Consider the following 20,979-nt stretch of genomic DNA (forward strand, 5'->3'; position numbering starts at 1 on the left):
GTTACCTCCTCATCGATCTTGTTATATGAACGACCGCCTTTTTTAACGCCTGAACAAACTGATCGATTTCAGTTTTTGTATTTTGATAAGATAGGCTTATTCTCAGAGAAGACGTAGTTCGGTCAGCTGCTAACTGACACGCCTCTAACACAGCACTAATATCTGACTGCTTAGAAGAACAAGCTGATTTTGTAGAAATATAAATTTCACTATCGGCTAGTTTATGAATGAGTACTTCCGGTTTAAAACCAGGCAGCGAAATGTTAATAATATGCGGTGCACTGTCTTCAGGAGAATTTATCACCAGATCATCAATTTGAAGGAGCTGGTGTCTTAAATCACTTTGCAGCGCTGTTAACTCCTGCAGCTGATTCTTCTCCTTCTCCTTGATTAACCTTATTGCTTTAGCTAAGGCCACGATACCCGGAAGGTTTTCTGTACCAGCCCGCATCTTTTGTTCTTGATTTCCACCATGCAATAACGGAAACAAAGATACATTTTTTCGAACAAAAAGGGCTCCTGTTCCTTTTAAACCATGGATTTTATGCCCTGACACTGAACATAAATCAATATTCGATCGCTTTATATGAAGTGGAATTTTCCCAAAGCCTTGTACATGGTCGACGTGGAAGAACAGCTTGGGATGCTTTTTAGTGAGCCTCCCGATAGCCTCGATCGGCTGAACGGTTCCGATCTCATTGTTAACAGACATTACACTGACTAAGATCGTATCCTTACGAATAGCTTTATCAATTTCATCTGGGTCCACACGCCCAGTTTCATCTACTTTCACATAGGTTACCTCAAATCCGATTGATTCCAATGAACGAAAAGCTTCTAAAACCGAAGGATGCTCGATCGTAGTCGTTACCATGTGTTTCCCTCTGCTTTGGTGTTTGAAAGCAATTCCTTTTATAGCCAAATTGTTGGACTCTGTCCCTCCGGAAGTAAACAACACTTCACTGGCCTTAATCCCTATCTGATCAGCTATAAGTGTTCGGGACTTTGTAAGCATCCTTTCAGCATCACTTCCTAACTGATGAACGGAAGATGGGTTAGCATAAAAGGTTTCAGCAGATTTCCTAAAGCTTTCAAGAACTTCTGGTAATGGTTTAGTTGTTGCACTATTATCTAAATATATCAAAAGGAAACACCTCTTTCCTATTTCGCAGTACATTATCGTACCATACCATGCAGGCAAATTAAATATTTATACTCAAAGTTAAAAGCTAGCATCCATTCGAGGATGCTAGCTCCGCTCACATTCCTATTTTAATTTAAACAGGTACTTGATCTCCTTCTTTGATCCGGCTGAGTGCCTGCGGGTCCACTTTATTTATCGCCGAGCTAGCCCTATCCAGCGCTTCCTCATAACGATAAGCTCTGAACTCATTTTCCGCTTCAAGTAATTCCGCTGCCAGCAGCGGATATTGACTTCGATACCGGTTTCCATACTGAATTAAACGTTCCACAAGTTGAGCTTGTGTAATAACAACCTCTGACTCTTTATTGATTGCTTCTGTCTCCTCAATAGCTTTTTCAAGTTTTTGATTTACTTCTACCATATCAAGCGGCTGAGTTTCCAAACTTCGAAACACCTCATCTATATCCTCGCTGGCTCTTTGCATTCCTTCAAAAAAATAAACAGGAATGCCTGGCAGATTACTTCTCTTCAGTCTGCGATGGGTGTCGAGAATCAGCTGCTCCATTTCAGCCAGTCGGTTCTTAGCCTCCATTTCATCTTTTCGCAGCGTTTGAATCTGCTCATTGAAAGTACTATGTTTCTCTTTCAATTCTTCAAGTTGTTCCTGAGCTTCCTCAAGTTCTTGGCGCAACTCTGTAAAAGATGTTTTCCCATCATCAAGTTTTTTCTCGAAGTTCAAATACTTCTTCTTTAATAAGGTCATAGATTGTTCGATAGTTCTGTGTGACTCAACGTCATCCATTTCCATTTGATAAGTTATTTGTAACCCGGCTAGTTCCTGTTTTGTCTCTTCGAGTATGGCTTCTAATTTCTCAAGAGAGACCTGGAAAGAAGGATGGTGCTGCCCTACAAATGAATGAGCAAGTGCCTCTTGTTCCAATGTCTGATAAATTTCCTGAATTCGAACTTCAATCTCATCGATAAGAGCTTGTACGTCTTCTTGATCTCCTTTTTCTAAACGTTCCACTGCTTTTTTTAATTGTTCTTGATAATTTTGTACTTCTGGTTCTAAATTCAGATGAGCAACACGATACCCATCTTCTTCCATATCCTTAACCCCGGACAAGAGCTCAGTCAACTGTTCCGGCAGTTCCGTTTGGCTCTTCTTCAATCGGTCGGGGAACACAGCCGCTTCTTCAGATAAAAGGCTAAGCTTCTCATGAATCGAATGCACAAGGTCATTTGCTTCTAAATAGTTTCCATGCTCGATTTCCTCTTCGTACTGTTTTAATTCAGTCTCAAGTTCTTCAATTCTCGATTCAAAAACTTCCACTGCTTTACCGTATTGGTAACGGTTATGTATCAGCTTCTTCTTTAGTTCCTTCATGTCAGGAGCGAGAGATTCAAGTTCGAGCCGGCTGCTCTTCTCCGAATCGAGCAGCATTTCCAATTCATTAAACATTTCTTCAATATCGCGCTCCACCGATTGCAATTCATTCTCAGTGTGACTTAAGGCTTTTCTAACCCGTTTAAATCGGTAACGGTCAGCTGCCTCTTCCGCATCAAACAAATGCTCCTCTAAATCAGGAAGCTCTCTAGTAAGAATTTGATCCCAGCGGTTACGCCACGTCTCAAACCGCTCCTGAGTTTGTCCCGAGAGATTCAGCGATTTTACACGGGATAGTTCCTCTGTCACATTCCGATTCATGATATCCATCTTCCATCCCTCTAAACGGTCGACTTCATCATACACTTTTTTTCGCCAGATCAACCCAATGATGATCAGTGCGATCAGTACTAAAATGCCCCCAATGAAGTACCTCATAAACAGCCTCCTTACAAAATGCACGTTCATAGATCATACGATCATATTATTAAAATTTAGATATTTCTTATGATACCATGGACGTACAAAAATTGACAGAAGTTATTTCACCGCGCTTTAGGCGTTTTCTTTAACCTAAGTAACCGATATAACAGATAAAAACAAACCAAAAATGTGAAACATGTGCCCGTTTGTGACCAAAATAAAGCAGCTGCCTTTGAATTGGACAGCTGCTTTTTATATTTATAACAAACGTTCCTCCAGTTCCTTTATATATTTTTTGTAATCTGAAACAGTCGTATAGTATCCCGACTCAATATTCTCTGCATACCAAGTTAGAGAACAATTCTGATTGCAGAATACTCCTTCATCCCCTACATAACATTCTTTCTTTAGCTCTTTTTCGCACAAATCACAATACATAACTAATTCCTCCTTAAATGTACTTTTTTCACGTTGCATCATACAGCTGAACCGACTCCAGCCAATAGATCAATAAACAGTGGAGACATTTGAACAAGTACATACCCTATACCAGCCTTCATCAATAAACCATATCCTCGATCATTCATCCCGATCATCACCATAAGAGCTCCACCAGTGACCATCACACTGGCTATTGGTAAGGAAATAGCAACCAATAATTCAACTACTGGATCAAATGCGCTTGCTATTCTTTCTTTAATCGCATCGCTAACGGCATTAGCTGTTACAACTTCCCCACTTGGTGCAGCAGATACCTTTGATAATCCTATAGGTAGTAATGCAGCTGGAACCGTAACAGCATATTTGCTTACATCCTTTAATGTTTTCCGCTTCCTTTTATAATCACCTGACATAAAATCTCCGAATGCAATAGCTTCTGTTTTAGCCATCTGATCATCCCCCTTATTTAATTTCGTTTAATGTGTAGACCTGACCAGGCATATCCTTCATCAATTCCTCCAAACGTGATTTCCTACCTTCTAATTCCGTAATCCATAACAATTCAAATCGAACACCTGACATTTCTTGTATCTTCTTGTATTTATCAATCTTTCTTTTATTAACGATCATTTTTTGAGATACATCAACCTCAACGAATTTAAGAACTCCTTTGCGCTCATACTTTGCATCGCAAATAATGTACATATTTTCTGTAGCTTTTATTTTCACTTCATTTTCCCACGAACTAGGTCGTTTTAAATGAATCCATAACTGGTTACGCAATAGGAAATGCTGGACCTGTGGTGTCTTCTTTCTTACGACTTCACATCCCACCTGGTCCCGACCTGTTTTGTTCAAGTAATAAACCTTTTCCAAACCGTGTCTATAACTTGATAAATACTTACTCATTGACTGTAAAAAACGATTAGTGTTTCTTACCCCTTTTAGATCGTGGAGTACCTGTAGTTGAGATCGCGTTAAATAGTCAAACCTTTTCAAACTCAAGAGGACGTTTTCTACCCGATTCTGTTTGATTGCAAGGTTGTTCATACTCATCATCCTTTCGGGATTTAATCACAATATGAGGTTTTACACGCTCCTGGATCTCTTTATTACTCATAAAAGGGGTTTGCACTGTCTGACATCGAACGTTTTTATATATGGCCCTACCAGGTATCATTGGTAAGTCTTCAGCACCAGCTTGATCTAAAACATTACTCGAAGCTGTTCCGCTATCTAGAACGAAGGATAACCGTGTAGGAATATTCCTTTTTAAATCAATCGGTACAGATCGGCTTGTTGGATATTGGGTTGCATAAACCGGATAGAAACCTGCAGCACGACCTTTTCTCCCAATTTCGGTTAGCAAGTCAATGCAACTCTGATCCCCGGCAATATCAGCTCCTTCATCAATAATAATAAAGTGCCGTTTTTTTATCCCTGCATCTTTGACATTGCTGTACCCCTTACCTATGAAGTCCCGATATACATTTTTCATTTCATCCTGAACGGACTCCAATACGGTTTTTGCCTCTTCTGGAGTGGTAGCAAATCGCTTCACTTGCTTCAAATCTTTAAACTTCGAAAATTCAGCGCCTTCTTTGAGATCAATCAATGAGAAGCTCACATTATGAGGTTGCATAACAATTAAGGTTATAATCATCATGTTTAAATACTGTGATTTACCATACCCAGGGGTACCTGCAACAATAAGAGAATATAGCTTATCGAAATCATGATAAATCATTCCGTTTCGGTTATGGCCAACAGGCACCTTCCAACCTTTTTTTATAAGATCTTCTTTCCAATCAATTTGTTTTGCTAGTGGTTGGTTATAGACGCTGATACGCAACATTCCATCAAAATCGATGCCGATCTCTTTCCTTGCAATCTTCTTATCTGTGACGATCTTTCTTATTTGTTTTAAAGCAGTTTTATCCCACTTAATTTTTAAAAGATCAGACGGTTCAAACTCTAGATATTTAGAGCGCCTATTTAATCCATCCTCTAAGACATTCTTTTTATCAATGATTTCTTTTGAAGACATCCCTAATGGCAGCTGCAGGACATATTCTGTTCCTCCTTCGATTTTTCTTTTCCTCTGGATCCTCACCGTTTTCACTTTTCCATCTTCTTTAATGGTCCATCCTGAATTTGCAAAGATACGTTGAATTTTTTCTCCATCATTTGTTGCTGGTCCTTTTGTTTTCAAATAAGAATAACCGGCCACTCCCGCCATAATAATTGTGGATCCGATCTCAACTAACACCGCGCCACCTCCTAAAGATATTTACAAAGTAAATAGTCCCACTTGAAAGGAATATTCCAGACACTTAACGAACATTGATATAAAGCAGTTAGGAATGTTCCAACAACTTTTCTAGGTTGGTATTTAGTAAAGCATATTCCATTGGAAGCCTGTTTTATTACTTATTAGTTCGAAAAAATTAAACGAGATTGGAATTTTATTTAGAAGTATAAAGTGAGGTGGTATTGTGAAGTGTAGTTTAAATGAACGGATTGATAAAAAGGGATATAAAAAAAAGTGGATGGCTGAGAAAATGGGGGTGAGCACTGCCGTTATGTCCAGGTGGTGCGCAAACAAAGCAACACCTTCATTAGAGAATGCATTGACGCTAGCTGAATTATTGGAGTGTAGAGTGGAGGATTTATGGCAAAAAAAATAAGCCCCGCTGTAATGGCAGGGCACTTATAGAAAGGTTATCTCTAGGATATCATCGAACTTAATGATGATATCTTCTTTGTTTTCTTGATCGATGCAGGAGATCTTCTTTGTACTTGGGTTTAAGCCGACCACTTTTACAGGTGTGCAACTATAATTAAATCCATTATGATGTTTCAATTCAATTGACAAATCATCACTTAAAGCAAGTTGAAGTGCAAAGCTGTTTTCTTCTATCTGTTGCTCATCCGGGATTCTCTTCTTTTCCCTTTCATCCTCTTTCCAGAGATCTTTAATCATTTCAACATGTTCAGGCATCATCAATGCAGTCCATTTTGCCGTACCTCGATCATTAACGTTATCACCCATTTCTTCCACTCCTAACAAGAACGTTTGTTCCTATTATAGCAGAATGACTCTAGATGTATACTCATAAATAAAAAGCTCCCACCCCTTCGATAGGTGAGAGCCCAAGCATGAAAGACATCACCAGTTCTATGTGATGATGGTAAATTAATTATAATCTTTTTCCAAAATAAAGCAATAATTATTTTATGAGTATGTTAAAATGCAGAAAAATAAGGAGGGTGATAGGAATGAAGGATCCAGGTAATCCAGGCGGAGGATAATTAAAAAAAGCCCCGCCATAGTTTGGCAGGGCTTTTGCTTTACTTCATGACTTCGATTAGTTTAGCTCGTGTTTTAGGACCATACACCTCATCAACCTTCAAGCCATAGTAAGACTGAAAACGTCCGACTGCATCGGCAGTATCCGGTCCATACCAACTATCACATCCGTTATTTGGTGCGCCTTTCTCCGGGTAGAAATAAACGCTCGATGTTGCTTCTTGTACCGCTAAGACACCGCTACCGTGAAACATTGGCTCTTTTTCATCATACCAATATGTTTCATGTGGCAATGTTGGTTTTTGGGCCTCTTTTAGTTCCTGAGTGGTAACAGGTCCGACCTTGCCGTCTACAGTAATACCTCTATCTGCCTGAAATTCCTTAACAGCATCCTTCGTCTCATCGCCAAAGTGACTGTCTGCTCCATACTCGGACAGATCGTAACCAAGATCGATGAGAGTTTCTTGCAAGTCCTCCACAGCTGCACCACTATCACCCTTTTCGAGTAGCCCGTCATCACTAGGAGCTGTATAAGTAACGCCCCCTAGATCCGGTCGTTGTCCAGCTCGTAACTGAGAGAGGCTTAATCCCCCGGTCATTTGCAAATGCGGGTTATCTACAAATCCTGACCAGTCACCGCCCCATTCAAACCCTAGTGACTTGCCAATAGCTGCAACGCGGCGCCAGTCGCTATTGACTACCCATATAGCACGTTGTCCATCATTGGACGTTAAGAAGAAGTCAACAGCCAAACCAAAGTTATGATAAGACTCTCCTGGTTCAGCATAGGTCACAATATTACCTGGTGCTGTTCGCCCTTTCGAATACAACCTTGCCTGTTCCGAATAAGTACGCAAACCGTCACTGATTTGCGCTGTAATTCCCTCACTGTAAGCACGTTCAATTGTTTCAATCGCTGCTTCTTTGACGACAGGGTGAACATTACCCATATTTCGGACAGAACGACTAATTAATGTTTGTAATGATACAGTCATAATTAATTAACTCCTTTCGTGGATCCACTTCGTTGATTTAGAATTTCAAACAACCCAGTAGCTGATAGTCCCGCAAATGCTCCAGCCCAAAGACGTAAGATAAGGTTTAAATCAGTAAACGGGTAAGCTAATGCGCCAATGCCGATCCCTAATACAAAGCTTAAAGCTGGCACCCAGTTCTTAGGTACATTCACTGTCCTTTTTACTAATTCAACTGCTCCTGCTAAAAGTGGTGCGATGACTGTTGCAAAAATCAATACTGCTTCCATATGAATCTCCTCCTATGCTAATAATTGGACCAGAGCATAAAAAATGGCGGTTATAATACCGCCAGCTCCAGTGATGTTTAAGATTACTTTCCAGAAGTTCGAGACTTTCATTTTATTAGTCGATAAGTGATGATCGATTAGAGTGTTCAATAGTTTTTTCTGTTCGTCGTTCTGCTGTTTTTGAATATTTCCTTGCTCCTTAATGGTCTTTTCCACGTTATCAACTTTAGTTGAGAAGGTACTGAAAGTGTTCTCTAATGTTGTAATACGCCTTTCGTGATCTTGCCATACAGGCATGTCTTCCATCTCCTTCATTTCCTTTGACATTTTCAACCCCCTCAATAAAATACTGACCACCCATGTACCAAGTGGATGGTTTAGAGCAATAAAAAAAAGAACCCCGAAGGATTCTTTTACTGAGCCATTGCTGGCAACACGTTATACATTTTTTTGCCTTTTACTTTATAAGTTTTGTCTTCAACTTTTATCGTAAATGTTGGCTTAATCCATTTAACTAGCTGCGAATCAAGACCATTATAATAATACATTAATCGTTCGTTGATCTTTGTTTCTCCAGATTCTAAAACTTCACCGTTTAAAATGTTTGAATTGTCTTCGCTTAACGTAAACCCTTGTAATCCACCAGTGACTGGATCACCTTCAAATACTTTAATATCTTTGCCAGTATTGTTGACCAGTTTCATAGTTACTGTAAATCCATTGCCATTGTGCGAAAAAGAATACTCTGGAATCATCTTGAAACCTTCCAAGTTGAATTCTGGTTCTCCTGAAACTTCTTCCGCCTGTTTGACTTCTCCTTCAGCACATCCGACAATAACCAAAAAGCACACGACAACAACCGTTAGTAATGACTTCATTATTGTAACCTCCCACAGTTACCCCATTTAATATTGCAGGCAGGAAGGTGGGTGCCTTCCTTTCGCCCCGTCGGGCTAGCCTGTAATATTATCATACACAAATCTTTCCAATATGATAACCCCCTTTCCATTATTTGTGTTCTTGATTATAAATATCGGCGGGTGTCACACCCTTAATATCTATCCTAGATCGCGTCAACCCGCCGATTTCAACAGAATTAATGGTTTCATCGTTCAATTTTGTATTGAGAACTGTTGCATCAAAGTCTTCAACCTCCACATCGAAGATATGACCGCTATGTGTTTCTATGGTTAATTGCACCATTAATAACTTCCTCCTAAGTGGCTCTGAATAAAAAGTCTTGATACTATGTTTGCGTTTATCCTAGCAAGAGTATCAGGTGTTAAAGTAATTTCATGCCAGGTCCCACGCTGTACTTTCCCACCACTGTCTTTTGACAGATAAGGAATCAAATCAATCATGTTTCCACTTGCACCAGTCGTAGGCATTAAGTTCCCGTCTACTCTTATCTCCACTTCGGACGGCCTATCCTGTAACTTATAAATTCCGTGTTTCACATCATGAGTGTGATCCGGCAACTCAAGCTGATGCGTGTGCTCTGGTATGCTCACCTCATGAGAGTGGGATGGAACCGTGAAGTCGTGTGAGTGGCTTGGAATATTTACATCATGACTGTGATTAGGTGTATTAAATGAGTGTGAATGGTTAGGTATTGAAACGCTATGACTATGATCTCCGTCAGCAGAATACGTGCTGAAGGCCCCGGGAGTTGATGAAGGTAAATACAAGCTTGTAAAGCCGACTCCTTCAACATAAACGTCAAACAAATTATAATTATCCGGGGGAGGGTAATTTGTTCCACTTCCAATGGAAGCTATTGTGTGTCTGTGACTCCCACCGTTATCGGAAGATTGAACAGATCCTCCGCCACTTTCAGTTGATTTACTTACTCCTCCACCGCTTGAACTCGTCTGAACTGATCCGCCGCCTGACTCAGTGGATTTAGATACGCTTCCGCCGCTTGTCGTTGTCCGAGTTGTACTTCCGCCGCTTGCAGTAGACTTGATTATTGCTCCTCCACCTTCAGTAGCTTGCGCGTATGCTCTGAATGCCTCTGTTTCGAAAGATAGATCAAGCGTATTGATATTCACTAGATCATTGGGTAAGAAGAATCGGATTGTTGCAGGATTGTTTGGATCACAGTTGTCCTGGTAATCATGAGAGTCAATGTTAGTCGAACCCTGCGAGTACGCTTCATTCACCTGTTGCTTTCGTTCTAAATCGGCTTGGGTTGTAGCAATGTCATCCAGTTTGTTCTCAATCTTGTATGTGACATCGTACTCTGCATCTAGCGGAATCGTATCTTCTATAATCCGAGCTTTGTACACATTACCTTTCTTAGTGGTGATATCCCCAACTGTATAAAAAGGCTTTCGTTCATGAGCATATTCTTCCCTTATGGAAAGATCAGCTGCATCCAACGTAAAAGAAATCTTAGGAATTTTCCATTGATCCAGAAGACTTTGAGCATTTTCTTTTAATGAATCTTTATCCTCGAATCGTTTATCATGCCAGATGTAAGAATGTTCTCCCCACTCATCGATCGATACCTGATCCTTTAAATAAGGAATACCATTATTGATATCACGAATATCCAAAGCATTTACACCTTCCCCAGCACCTTTAGGATATAGAACATTCACAATTTCACTGGGCTCTGAAGTCTCATTAAATGCGATTAGGTTTTTCCCCCAACGTATATCCCAAACCACATCATTAGATGTCTTCTCTAAATTAAGGGTGAAGGGGTATCTAGTGGTATCAAACGTAAATATATACGGTTCATCAAATGGTTGTGGAATGGAAAAGATCGGGGCAAGCAATCCGTTCTCGTCCTCGAATTTGTAATGGAAGTAACGTTTAATATCCACTTTTCCTAACTTCCAGTGTTTGATGGTTTGCCTTTCAAGTATGTTTTTAAACACATACTCTGTCGGCATGTTTGTAAATTGCGTATAGCCATAAATCACATCACTTAACAACGTAGCAAGTACATGCTCACACTTGTAACGAATCTCTTCACTATCATCGTCTTCTTGCCTTTCCATTTGCATAATACGGTATAGTCCGTAATAGCGACCGGATTCACCGTGAATTTTCACGTAATTAAAATGGTCACAATGCTCGTTCTTCGGATCGACTGCCGGCATAGAAAAAGACGCTGACCAAAGCTCGTTGGCGCGTCTTGTAATTTCTCCATCATATGCGTTTTCGAGAATCGCTACTTGATCAAAGTTTTTATCAAGTATTGAGATGCCGTGTGTCGGACCACCAATTGCTCTTTCATCAGGTGGAGGGGCATAACCCTCATAGGCTTGTAAGTTAAGTAACCCATTACCTTGCAGGTTATCGCTATATCCAAGACTCTCCGCGTGATGTAAAAGGCCGTAACGAACATCATCATAATTCGGTTCATGAAGCATAGACCATAACAAGGCGGCCGCCCCTGCAACATGAGGGGCAGCCATTGAGGTACCTGTCATGTAACCGTAACCGCCGCCCATTGTAGTGGAGTACACATCAACGCCTGGTCCAACAATATCCACCTCATCATTAGAACTTTGGTCAGTGTAGATGTTTTTATCTTTATCTACCGCGCCGACTGATATAGTTTCGGGCAAAACAGCTGGATAGCCTGTCTCATCTGTTGTTGCGTCACCATCCCCATAGTTGCCAGCAGAACATATTACAACTATGCCGTTATCTACAGCTCTTTTTATGGCATCGTGCCGTTCATCATAGGTGTAATAACTCCCTATAGATATATTGATAACTTGAACTTTTTCACCATTTGGCCCTATCCAATCAACTGCTGCATTAATAGCATTTGTGATCCATTGCCAATCTGTATTACCTAGCGAGTTGAACACCCTATAGGCAAGGATTGAGGCTTTAGGAGCAACCCCAACCGTTTCACCTGCTACTGTACCAGCTACGTGCGTACCGTGTCCATGTGTGTCTTCATATGAGCCCTCACCTGTGAAGTCTTGACCGCCTATGATTTTACCTTGTAAATCAGGGTGATTGGTGTCTATTCCTGTATCAATAACAGCGACGACTACACCCTCTCCCTGATTGGACTCCTCCCATATGAGAGGGGCGTTGATCATTTGTAGACCGTATGTTGACATATATTCACCTCCGAACTTAGTCGATATTTATTAAAATATCCTTGTAAAACTATTTACTTAATTATAATGTTCTAGTAATCTATCTCTAAAAGGATGGTGTTTTATGGAAACTATTAAAAGTTTTTTCAGTCTACGACTTAATACATACATAATTTCGAAACGGTGTCTTGACATTTTTTCAGCAGTTTTACTCCTTGTCCTTTTATCACCTGTTATACTCGTTGTTACTGTTGTCCTATATCTCATGCCTCGCCATAATGTGATATTCAAACAAGAAAGAATAGGACAAAACAGAAAAAAATTCAGAATAGTAAAATTTTGCACAATGGTCAATAATGCTGAAAATGTTTTAAAGGATAACACATTGCTATATCAAGAATTTGTGGAAAATGGTTACAAACTTGATCAAAATAAGGACCCTCGTATAACAAAAGTTGGTTCGTTTCTTAGAAAATCGAGTATTGATGAGATCCCCCAACTAATTAATGTCCTAAAAGGAGATATGAGTTTAGTTGGTCCTAGGCCTGTTATTAATTCAGAACTAAAAGAATACGGTGATCAAAAGGATTTATTCTTGTCTGCCAAACCAGGAATTACTGGATACTGGCAAGTGAGTGGAAGAAGTAATGTTGGCTATCCTGAAAGAAAAGAACTCGAACTTTTTTATATTGAGAAAAAATCATTTACATTCGATATAAGCATTATTTTCAAAACAGTCAAGGTGGTGCTAACGAAAAATGGTGCATGTTAAGCTGAGAAATTTGTTGAACGCACCACCCTGCTTCGGAAAAGGATTTCTCTTAGGTTTATCTTTTTCACTACTTCTATGGCTGTCCATCTTTTACTTTTTACGATTTATCTAGATTATATTAATAACTAGATCGTCTAACCATACTGCTACGTCGGTTGACCAAGCACCGCCCCAAAAACTAATTTCTACAGTTGTAGTTCCGGGCGGAGCTTCGATCGTAGGTACTACAAATCTTTCTGTCCATGAATAATAATCAGAACTAATTGTTTCAACCCCCCCAGTTGAGATAGCATCCCCTTTTCTATTCAAGAAACGTCTTTCTATCTTGAAATCCTTGCCGTTAGATTCTAAGTTTTTAGTTTTTATATGGTATTTAAAACGTATCATTTCACCAGCTTCGCAATTAAATTGAATTTGTGCACCTGAGGAATAACCTTCAGTAGGAACTGTAAACTTCATAGATGCTGAGCCTTCTTTAGATTCTGTTGAATCCAAGGAAGGCTTAGTAGCAGAAAACCTGTGAGAATCCCATTCATTTATTGATGCTTCCGTATTACAATCTCCGAAAGCAAGTTCATTTAAGAACCTGGAAATGACCGGTTTTCTAGCGTCTTTGTAACTGTCTACTCTATTGATTAAGGTTCGCCCTGTCCCCTTCACTAAGAAAGGTGTTATAGAACCTGCAGAAGTAACATCGGCTAAAGTTAATTTTAAGCTATCTGCTGTTAATCCGGCTCCAATTAGTTCATTAGTAGATTCCTCTACTCTAAAATACTCTTTTGTTCGATCACCCTCAAAAGTATCCACGATCTGTATTTTACCAATATCTAAATGGGCACCATAACCATCAACTTCAAACCAATGTGAATCCGTGTTCTGCTCTACAAAAACATTATCTAGGGAAACTAAACCTGAGTTTACCTTTATTGCTGTAATTCCGTAATCGATGCTTGAATTTACAACCCTAATATCTCCCTCACCATTGTTGTTATAAATAGCAGTTCCATAGAAATCGAAAACACTTCCCGATACGCTTATCTTCTCGCCGTAATTGGTTCCTCCATCAGGCATATAAATGCCATAATTAGTTTGTAACGGTTTGAAATAACATTTATCAAACAATGTTGCCCAAGTGCAACTATTCAATTCAATTATGTTAGCATCTAAGAAGGAACAGTCTATGAATTTCCACCCCGCTGCATATACTTGTCCAGGAGAATCACCTATACTTCTAATCAAGAAAATATCCCGGTTCGTTGCTCTGAATGTAATACCTTCAACACTTCTTTTGAAGGCTTGCGATAGGTAATCCTTAACGTCTAACCTTTCATAGGCCGTTATCTCCATCCCATACCCTGCTGTCTGAGTAAAAATAAATTCAGCATCTTCATCAGAGACAAGGGAAATCTTATCAGGGTAATACTTTAGAGTAGAGCTAATATTATAACCCCTACCAGGAATGTATACGGTACCGCCTCCGAAAGAAGCCACTGATTCGAATGAAGATTGAATAGCAATCGTATCGTCATGTTTTGTAATAGTACTTTTAACATCTGTACTTGCTACATCTGCTAAAGTAAACGTAACTCCATCTATCGCTGTTACTTCCGTAATAAGTTCGTCACCGTTAGTCCCCTCGGTCATCGTACTCATCGTACCTAACGCACCTGTCCCGTTCTGATTATAAGTTGCGTCCTGCTTTTCTCCTGCATCTTCACTAGTAAACGTAACCGTGTCCGTTCCTGCTGATCCGCCTGTCGTCCATCCCACGAATGTTGCCGCTCTGACTTTATCCGCTATTTGAATTGCAGTATCACCTGCTAACACAGCAATACTCGTCGCGATTCCATCAAGAGTAATAAGAACATTACCGTCTACTGTAGCTCCTGTTGTGACTTGTAATTCTGCAACCTCCACAATGCCGCCCATTCCTGCCCCTTTTATAAGAATACCTTGTCCAACGTTAAAGTCTTGTCGATTAGCCACGGTCAATTGATTTGACCCTGCTTTAATACTCCCTGTCGTTTCTAAGACAGAACCACTCGCACCGAACCATTTGACATTTACTCCACGTTCTTTAAATTCGATGTCTAAGTCATCAAGCCGGTCGTTTAATACATTAAAAGCTGTACCACGATTATTAACCCGAGCTTGCAATACTTCTGCATCACTGGTTCCACTTTCGATAATCACATTGTCCAATTGATCGGAAGTGATTTGCGATTGTTGCTTAGATTTGTCAGCTGTTCGACTAGCGTTCTTAGCTATGCTCATAGCTTGATTAGAGTTATTCTCAGCTTTATCCGCAGCTGAAATTGCATTGTTTATATAGTCAACGCCGTCGGCAATTGAAAACCTCTGACCAGTAGGTATTAAATTTAAAGCCATAATCTCACCTCTCTTATCAATACTGATCTCTAAATATCAGTGAAAATGTTATGTCTAAACCTGAACCATCAACGTTTACTGTGTTATCGCCTGGAAGTAGCTCTAAATGATCATTGATGGAATCTTTCTTGAGATCAGGCATACCATTTTGGGTGTTGTTCTTTTTAATGGTGTAATCCTGTCCGATTACTTCATATTTCGTATTAGTAAATGAACCCAAAGAAAAAGACTGCCCATTTGCTGAGACAGTCAAAGAATCTGCACTTCCCTCTATAATAATAGTTGGTCGTACCGCATAGCCATTCACGTAATAATCAATGGATGTTGGTGCTGTAACAGGTATGTTTGTACCAGGTGAATAGTGATCCATTGAGACACTCGAATCATAAGTTAGTTCAGTACTATCCCAAGAAATTTCGTGATTTTCTACAATAAGCTTGGCTTGGGGATCATGAGCAATGATAGGTAATTCAAAGCTTCCCATTGTTACGAATCGTTCAATAGGTATCTCCCCGACCTTTTTAATCATGTAATACTTGTCAGGATTGTAGTCGTACACTAGCTTCATTTCTCTGGGGTTCCCCCAGTCATCAGATATAAATCTATCAAATGCTTCGATCTTTCTATGCAATCCTATCTTATTTGCTTGCGGTAAAATTCCTAGAGGAAGATTAAGAGGTTTTGGATCGGTCTCGGTGCCAAAGCTAAGGACTCCTTTCCTTCCAGGAATCTTCAATGTTTTCTCACGTGTAGGAGCCGACATTGGATTCTGGTGATTCTCTAATAGTTCAATATCAAATTCCCTTAGATTGTTTCCGTCAAGCTTGATCATCGGCCCCCCCTCCTTCTTTTCTTCAATTTCACTTCTGTTCCCAGCATTTGGCTCACTTCATCAACATGCGCCTGCAGCTGCTGCCTCCCTATTCTAAGATTAATAGTTAGTGGTCCAGACTTAGATGTCTGTACTTGGGCCGGCGGGCTGTTATCTTGTAGACGATTTGCAATCCGATCCGCTTCACCAGATGAACTAATCCCACTTGCATAAGCAGGAATGTTATTCAAAGCACTCATGATCCTGTTGGATTCTTCATGTGTGAATACTTGAGTACCTTGTTGCAGATCCGCTACTCCAAAGTTCAACATGGACCATCGGTTTCCATGCTTCGCAAGCTCATATCCTTCTTCTCCAACAAGAGCAGGACCGCCAGGGTGAGAATTTGTTCCTTCCGCATATCGAGGAATCGATAGTACACCATTAGGGTTGGATACACTCAATTGAACCTTTTTAGAAATTGGTTTGCTCAACGTCCAGTCAAGTTCGGAAGCAGAGGGATTTACATTTACGTTTACATCCTTACTGATGTCCTGACCCATTTCCGTGTTATAGTCACTTGCTGCATTGACAAGGTTATAAATGTTATCCTTGGCTGTTTGTAACCTTCCAATTTCCTTTTCAATCTCTGCAACCGCTTCTCGGTGTTCTTCCGTATTACGTCTATTAACAGGAGTCTGTTCGATCAAGGCTTGTTTCTCAGCTTGTAACTTCCCAATCTTAGTTTCAATTAAAGAAATCGACTTACCCTCTTGAACAACTTGCTGCGCTTTTTCATCTGTAATCCCAGCTGCAATTAAATACTGCTCAGATAAACGTTGTTTGGCAATACTTAACTGGCTTAATTGCTTTTGTGTTTTTTCTAGCTCTTTCTGTCGTTCATTGTTTTTCTCAATGTAGATACTTAGCTGTTCATATAGGGTTTGTTTACCGCCTTTGAGCATGGTCAGCAATGCTCGCTTATCTTCTAATTCGATTTTGGCTTTTTCCAATGCTTCGCCTTGCAAAGTACCGTTTTGAGTCGCAACATCAAGTGCTTTAACCTCTGACTCATATTGCTTAATCTTGGACTGTGCGGTTTGCTTATTGTAATTTACGAGTAGTTTTTGAATTTCTGCTTCAAGGGACATTGAACGGTTTAATGCAGCTCGATCGTCTTTAATCTTTTGGATCAATTCAGACTGCTGACTAAGAGCCTTATAGAACTGCTCCTCTAATTCGCGAGTGGCCATGATCCGAGTTTGCTTGTTATATTCTTTCATTTTTTCTGTGGTGCCTGCAATCTCGTTCCCTTGATCTGTAATTTTGTTTGTGGCATGTGGCATCGTTTCAGTCAATGTTTCATTCTGACTAACCATTTTGGATAATTCCTCATTGGTAAGACCAGACTTATTTTGGAGTTTATCCATTTCTGATCGAATCGCTTTAATTACTTCAGGATCTGTCGCATCTTGAAGAGCGTGGTGAAGATCAATATAACGAGCAAACTCATCACTGGTAAGCTTAGATTTGTTTCTCAATTTATCAAATTCATCAATAAGCTGTCCGGTTTTCTTGTACTGCTCCTGGAGAGCATCTGCTGTTTCGTAGGATACTTCTTGGCTTTCTTCCATAGCACCCCTCAGCCCTACAAAAGCACCAACAAGTAAACTTAATCCTGTAATCGTTAAGCCTATTGGGTTTCCACTTAATAGCATTAATCCTCGTCCAACTTTAACAAGAGTCGCGGCCAAGAACCCAAATCCACCTGCAGCACCAACAGCTTTTAGTCCTGCTGCAACCATATCCGGGTTTAAGTCCCTGATCCATTCCGTTAATTCTTTAACTACTTCCGTAAGGTCGCCCATCGAGTCTTCAGCTATGCCAATACCAAGAGTCGCAAGAGTTGATTTAAGTTCCTCAAGTTTCCCTATAAATGTATCCATTCGAACAGCTGCAACTTCAGCCGCGGTTGTCTTACTCATCTCTTCATTCATTTCATTGATGCCTTCAGCGCCCTCTTTATATAGGATCGTAGCCGCACGCATAGCATCAGTACCAAACATCGTTTCTAAAGCTTGCTGACGTTGCATATCAGTTAAATCACCAAGTTGGGTCTGTAACAGCTCGGATATTTCTGCCATAGACTTAATTTCACCGTTAGCATCGTAAAAGGCTGACTGATACACTCCTACTTCATCTAATAAACCCTCAAATGCTTTTGTAGCTTCTTCCGTTCCCCTTTGAGCTCCGCTTGTAGCCTCAACATATTCGTATAAAGCATCATAAATATCAGTCCAAGAGTTACTAGCCGGTTTAATACCTTCTTCCTCTAATACTTGGAGAGCTTCTGTCGTATCTCTTGTAAGTAATCCAAACTTAGCAAAGGCATCTTTGGCCTTATCTGTCGTCGGTGCAAGTCTTTGAAACATGACTTTAAGGGATGTACCTGCGTCACTACCTTTAAGTCCATTTTGCGCCAATAGCGCTAACGCTGTAGACGTATCTTCAAATGAAAGTCCAGCACCTGCAGCAACAGCTGAAGCTTGAGCTAAACCAATTCGCATTTCATGTACATCTGTCGCTGAAGCATTCGCCGCCCCTGCTAAAATATCGGCAGCATCTGCTACACTCAATCCATCTTCTTCAAAAGCATTCAAAGCTGTCGAGGCGACTTCAGCTGCTTCAGCAAGTTGCAATTCACCTGCTGTCGCCAGATCTAGTGCTCCCTTTAGTGCCCCGCCAAGAACTTGTTCAAGAGGAATACCCGCTTTGATTAATTCTTGAGCACCTTCTAGCACTTGTTTACCGCTATACCTGGTCTGCTCTCCAAGTTCCTTTGCAAGATCAGCGAGCTGGCTCATTTCCTCCCCGGTGGCTCCACTTACAGCCTTAACATCAGCAAGAGCTTGTTCAAACGTCGCTGCTGAATAAATAGCTGCTCCAAATCCAATGCCACTCGCGATAAGTGCACCGCCCATGACCTGCTGAAGACCTTCCAACTCTCTTTTACTGTTCTTTATATCTTCACTTAAATTGTCAAAGGTACGTCCCCACAAGCCTCTATTAGTCGTTAACAATCCGTTCTGCTCTCTCAGTTCTCCATTTACATCGTTGATTTGCTGTTCCGTACCAATCATTTCACGCTTGGCCCGCTCTAACCGAACTGCTAAGTTCTGAGCAGTTTTAGAATGAGCACCTGCACTTTGCACAGCCTCTTTATGAGCCTTATCTAGAAGTTCAACACTGGTCTTTTGGAGTCTCAGCTGATTGGATAGAATTCTCGATTTATTTTCAAGGTTTTCTGTGGACTCTCCAAACTGTCTAGTTCTTAGCTGGGCTGTTTTCATTTCTTCCTTCATCAATTTAAGTCCACGATTAATCTTCCCTGCGCCATTTTGAAACTTGGTACCATCCAAAGTGACCTGGGCAACAAGATCAGCGATGACATCACGATCCGCCATGTTCTCACCTGCCTTTCACTAAACGTTCCTCATCTTATCAAGAGCTTCTCGTTGCTTCTGTAGTTCACGTTCTTTTTCAATACGTTTATTTTTTCGCTCATGCATACGAAAATAAGCATGTAAACGCCTCATGCTAAGTTTCCAAAATTCATCTTCGCTTTTTCCTGCCTGCTCTGTAATAAACCAAAAGTATCGCTCCCAGTCATGACGCTGATCTACTTTTTTTTAACGCTTCCTTCTGGCTGATCATCATCAGGATCTTTACTTGGCACGTCATCTTTTAATCCTCCTGAAATAATTTCAGCAGCATAGTTGAATCCGCCACTGTTTAGCATACTGCCTACTTGTTTCACTGTTAGATGCTCATCCTCATGCACCAGACAAGCCCACAAGAAAGCTCTTATGGCGTAAGGTCGCTGTTTAAAGAAGTCCTCTAAAATGTGATTAAATGATTTATCGTCATAAAGCATATCTAATTCCGAATAAGCATTTAGATCAAGAATAAAAGTTCGCTCTTTGTCCAGCATGATCGGTATTTCCTTGGGTTTGTGTTGCATGTCTCGCTTTAATCCACTATCCAATGAAATATCCTCCCTTCGTTTTTTATGTAAAAAAGAGCAGCCATACGGCCGCTCTTACGCTGTTGTAAAGTTAGTAATTTCATTGCTAGCCAAGTTATTGCCAGCAAGGTCACGAATGTTTTTAGATGCCACAGCTGTAAAGTCCGTAGCAGAAGTTAAAGCAGATGTTGGTGTGAAAGTAACAGTCGTTTCGTCTGTACTCTGTGTTAGTTCTCCATCTACCAGCGCTCCTGAGGAATCCATAAGATAGAAGTTTCCATCATGAACGTCTGCACCTTTAATGGCTTCATCAAATGTCCAAACGATATTAGAAGATGTCACGACTGCTGTATCTCCATCAGCCGGAGATACAGTAACCGTTGGTGGAGTTGTATCTGGATTAGGTTTATATACTTCATTAAACCAAGTATCAGCAGAAACAAAACCATCATTAGCTTCGTTACCTACAAACTTCCATTCTTCATCAAATTTACGTGGAATAAATTCACCAACAATGGAAGGCGAACCAAACTCAATAGAGTCTGTTGCTGTATTATTTGTACGGGAAGGCTCCTGGAACTTGCCTTTAAGTAACCACCAAAATTCACTAGTTCCGTCATCCATGGTTACTTCATAACCAAAAGCGCCGTATGGTGCGTTTCCTTTTGACTTAAGAACGCCATCCGGGCCAAGCTCTCTTCCCAATAAAACAGCTTCTTGTTTTGCTGGAAGATTTGTTGTATTAATTGTTACTCCTGCATAATTAAACTTACTTGCAGAAGCTACAACGTGGTTATCCCCAAAGTGCCTTCCTGTGGCAATGTTCGGCTCCAATTGAGCTGTAACCGCTTCAGATATTTTAATCGGTGTTTCATACACCGTACCTGTTTCATCATCAGAAACCAGTGGTGCGAAGTGGAAGTTTTTTAAACCTGTAGCATACAT

20 protein-coding genes are annotated in these 20,979 nt (G+C 40.4%); 2 read left to right on the forward strand and 18 right to left on the reverse strand.

The genetic code is table 11. The annotated features are described in order from the left end of the window. Position 1: 1 nt before the first annotated feature. The 6 genes from G6R08_RS02890 to G6R08_RS02915 form a co-directional block, all read right to left on the reverse strand. On the reverse strand, positions 2-1,144 hold the full coding sequence (locus G6R08_RS02890; protein ID WP_163526595.1) for a cysteine desulfurase family protein: 1,143 nt from the start codon (positions 1,142-1,144) through the stop codon (positions 2-4). Positions 1,145-1,277: 133 nt separating this feature from the next. After that, complete coding sequence (gene ezrA / locus G6R08_RS02895; protein WP_163526596.1) at positions 1,278-2,969, reverse strand: septation ring formation regulator EzrA; 1,692 nt, start codon at positions 2,967-2,969, stop codon at positions 1,278-1,280. Positions 2,970-3,212: 243 nt separating this feature from the next. Then, positions 3,213-3,392 (reverse strand): hypothetical protein, encoded by a 180-nt coding sequence (locus tag G6R08_RS02900; protein WP_163526597.1) that lies wholly within the window; start codon positions 3,390-3,392, stop codon positions 3,213-3,215. A gap of 38 nt (positions 3,393-3,430) precedes the next feature. Continuing rightward, positions 3,431-3,844: a hypothetical protein gene (locus tag G6R08_RS02905; protein WP_163526598.1), complete on the reverse strand. Its 414-nt coding sequence runs from the start codon at positions 3,842-3,844 to the stop codon at positions 3,431-3,433. A 13-nt stretch (positions 3,845-3,857) separates the two neighbouring features. Then, positions 3,858-4,445: a replication-relaxation family protein gene (locus G6R08_RS02910; protein WP_163526599.1), complete on the reverse strand. Its 588-nt coding sequence runs from the start codon at positions 4,443-4,445 to the stop codon at positions 3,858-3,860. Further along, positions 4,381-5,664, reverse strand: a complete 1,284-nt coding sequence (locus G6R08_RS02915; protein ID WP_163526600.1) for an FtsK/SpoIIIE domain-containing protein — start codon at positions 5,662-5,664, stop codon at positions 4,381-4,383. The genes G6R08_RS02910 and G6R08_RS02915 overlap by 65 nt, the downstream gene beginning before the upstream one ends. A gap of 226 nt (positions 5,665-5,890) precedes the next feature. Between G6R08_RS02915 and G6R08_RS22415 the strand changes: the two genes are divergently transcribed. Next, the gene (locus G6R08_RS22415) at positions 5,891-6,082 is read left to right on the forward strand and encodes a helix-turn-helix transcriptional regulator (RefSeq protein WP_163526601.1); all 192 of its coding nucleotides are present in this window, start codon (positions 5,891-5,893) and stop codon (positions 6,080-6,082) included. 23 nt (positions 6,083-6,105) lie between these two features. Here the strand turns inward: G6R08_RS22415 and G6R08_RS02925 are convergent, their stop codons facing one another. The 7 genes from G6R08_RS02925 to G6R08_RS02955 form a co-directional block, all read right to left on the reverse strand. Next, positions 6,106-6,447 carry a YolD-like family protein gene (locus tag G6R08_RS02925; RefSeq protein WP_163526602.1) on the reverse strand — a complete coding sequence of 114 codons (342 nt, stop codon included), beginning with the start codon at positions 6,445-6,447 and terminating at the stop codon, positions 6,106-6,108. Between the two features lie 299 nt (positions 6,448-6,746). Beyond that, positions 6,747-7,700, reverse strand: coding sequence for a peptidoglycan-binding protein (locus tag G6R08_RS22210; protein ID WP_163526603.1), 954 nt, complete (start codon positions 7,698-7,700; stop codon positions 6,747-6,749). A gap of 2 nt (positions 7,701-7,702) precedes the next feature. Beyond that, a complete protein-coding gene (locus tag G6R08_RS02935; protein ID WP_163526604.1) occupies positions 7,703-7,969 on the reverse strand; it encodes a holin in 267 nt (88 codons plus the stop codon). 12 nt (positions 7,970-7,981) lie between these two features. Then, on the reverse strand, positions 7,982-8,296 hold the full coding sequence (locus tag G6R08_RS02940) for a hypothetical protein (RefSeq protein WP_163526605.1): 315 nt from the start codon (positions 8,294-8,296) through the stop codon (positions 7,982-7,984). 86 nt (positions 8,297-8,382) lie between these two features. Further along, positions 8,383-8,847, reverse strand: a complete 465-nt coding sequence (locus G6R08_RS02945; protein WP_163526606.1) for a hypothetical protein — start codon at positions 8,845-8,847, stop codon at positions 8,383-8,385. A gap of 130 nt (positions 8,848-8,977) precedes the next feature. Further along, positions 8,978-9,172: a hypothetical protein gene (locus G6R08_RS02950; protein ID WP_163526607.1), complete on the reverse strand. Its 195-nt coding sequence runs from the start codon at positions 9,170-9,172 to the stop codon at positions 8,978-8,980. Continuing rightward, positions 9,172-12,060 (reverse strand): phage tail spike protein, encoded by a 2,889-nt coding sequence (locus tag G6R08_RS02955; protein ID WP_163526608.1) that lies wholly within the window; start codon positions 12,058-12,060, stop codon positions 9,172-9,174. The genes G6R08_RS02950 and G6R08_RS02955 overlap by 1 nt, the downstream gene beginning before the upstream one ends. 103 nt (positions 12,061-12,163) lie before the next feature. Between G6R08_RS02955 and G6R08_RS02960 the strand changes: the two genes are divergently transcribed. Beyond that, complete coding sequence (locus G6R08_RS02960) at positions 12,164-12,811, forward strand: sugar transferase (protein ID WP_163526609.1); 648 nt, start codon at positions 12,164-12,166, stop codon at positions 12,809-12,811. Between the two features lie 108 nt (positions 12,812-12,919). Here G6R08_RS02960 and G6R08_RS02965 read toward each other — a convergent pair whose 3' ends face one another. The 5 genes from G6R08_RS02965 to G6R08_RS02985 all read right to left on the reverse strand — a co-directional run bounded on the left by G6R08_RS02965 (position 12,920) and on the right by G6R08_RS02985 (position 20,979). Further along, positions 12,920-15,199 (reverse strand): alanine-zipper protein, encoded by a 2,280-nt coding sequence (locus G6R08_RS02965; RefSeq protein ID WP_163526610.1) that lies wholly within the window; start codon positions 15,197-15,199, stop codon positions 12,920-12,922. Positions 15,200-15,215: 16 nt separating this feature from the next. After that, positions 15,216-16,031: a phage tail domain-containing protein gene (locus G6R08_RS02970; RefSeq protein WP_163526611.1), complete on the reverse strand. Its 816-nt coding sequence runs from the start codon at positions 16,029-16,031 to the stop codon at positions 15,216-15,218. Beyond that, positions 16,028-19,474, reverse strand: coding sequence for a phage tail tape measure protein (locus G6R08_RS02975; protein ID WP_163526612.1), 3,447 nt, complete (start codon positions 19,472-19,474; stop codon positions 16,028-16,030). Before G6R08_RS02975 ends, G6R08_RS02970 begins: the two co-directional genes overlap by 4 nt. 215 nt (positions 19,475-19,689) lie before the next feature. Then, entirely contained in the window at positions 19,690-20,055 is a 366-nt protein-coding gene (locus G6R08_RS02980) for a hypothetical protein (protein WP_163526613.1), read from the reverse strand. A gap of 54 nt (positions 20,056-20,109) precedes the next feature. After that, positions 20,110-20,979 carry a major tail protein gene (locus tag G6R08_RS02985; protein ID WP_163526614.1) on the reverse strand — a complete coding sequence of 290 codons (870 nt, stop codon included), beginning with the start codon at positions 20,977-20,979 and terminating at the stop codon, positions 20,110-20,112.

It is taken from the genome of Halobacillus ihumii (assembly GCF_902726645.1).
Taxonomy (GTDB): domain Bacteria; phylum Bacillota; class Bacilli; order Bacillales; family Halobacillaceae; genus Halobacillus_A; species Halobacillus_A ihumii.

Excerpts from the sequence above, each read along its gene's own strand:
- G6R08_RS02950 (WP_163526607.1), bottom strand. The coding sequence starts at position 9,172 with ATGGTGCAATTAACCATAGAAACACATAGCGGTCATATCTTCGATGTG.
- G6R08_RS02910 (WP_163526599.1), bottom strand. The coding sequence starts at position 4,445 with ATGAACAACCTTGCAATCAAACAGAATCGGGTAGAAAACGTCCTCTTG.
- G6R08_RS02955 (WP_163526608.1), bottom strand. The coding sequence starts at position 12,060 with ATGTCAACATACGGTCTACAAATGATCAACGCCCCTCTCATATGGGAG.
- G6R08_RS02900 (WP_163526597.1), bottom strand. The coding sequence starts at position 3,392 with ATGTATTGTGATTTGTGCGAAAAAGAGCTAAAGAAAGAATGTTATGTA.
- G6R08_RS02960 (WP_163526609.1), top strand. The coding sequence starts at position 12,164 with ATGGAAACTATTAAAAGTTTTTTCAGTCTACGACTTAATACATACATA.
- G6R08_RS02940 (WP_163526605.1), bottom strand. The coding sequence starts at position 8,296 with ATGTCAAAGGAAATGAAGGAGATGGAAGACATGCCTGTATGGCAAGAT.
- ezrA (WP_163526596.1), bottom strand. The coding sequence starts at position 2,969 with ATGAGGTACTTCATTGGGGGCATTTTAGTACTGATCGCACTGATCATC.
- G6R08_RS22210 (WP_163526603.1), bottom strand. The coding sequence starts at position 7,700 with ATGACTGTATCATTACAAACATTAATTAGTCGTTCTGTCCGAAATATG.
- G6R08_RS02935 (WP_163526604.1), bottom strand. The coding sequence starts at position 7,969 with ATGGAAGCAGTATTGATTTTTGCAACAGTCATCGCACCACTTTTAGCA.
- G6R08_RS02975 (WP_163526612.1), bottom strand. The coding sequence starts at position 19,474 with ATGGCGGATCGTGATGTCATCGCTGATCTTGTTGCCCAGGTCACTTTG.
- G6R08_RS02985 (WP_163526614.1), bottom strand. The coding sequence starts at position 20,979 with ATGTATGCTACAGGTTTAAAAAACTTCCACTTCGCACCACTGGTTTCT.
- G6R08_RS02945 (WP_163526606.1), bottom strand. The coding sequence starts at position 8,847 with ATGAAGTCATTACTAACGGTTGTTGTCGTGTGCTTTTTGGTTATTGTC.
- G6R08_RS02905 (WP_163526598.1), bottom strand. The coding sequence starts at position 3,844 with ATGGCTAAAACAGAAGCTATTGCATTCGGAGATTTTATGTCAGGTGAT.
- G6R08_RS02925 (WP_163526602.1), bottom strand. The coding sequence starts at position 6,447 with ATGGGTGATAACGTTAATGATCGAGGTACGGCAAAATGGACTGCATTG.
- G6R08_RS02965 (WP_163526610.1), bottom strand. The coding sequence starts at position 15,199 with ATGGCTTTAAATTTAATACCTACTGGTCAGAGGTTTTCAATTGCCGAC.
- G6R08_RS02970 (WP_163526611.1), bottom strand. The coding sequence starts at position 16,031 with ATGATCAAGCTTGACGGAAACAATCTAAGGGAATTTGATATTGAACTA.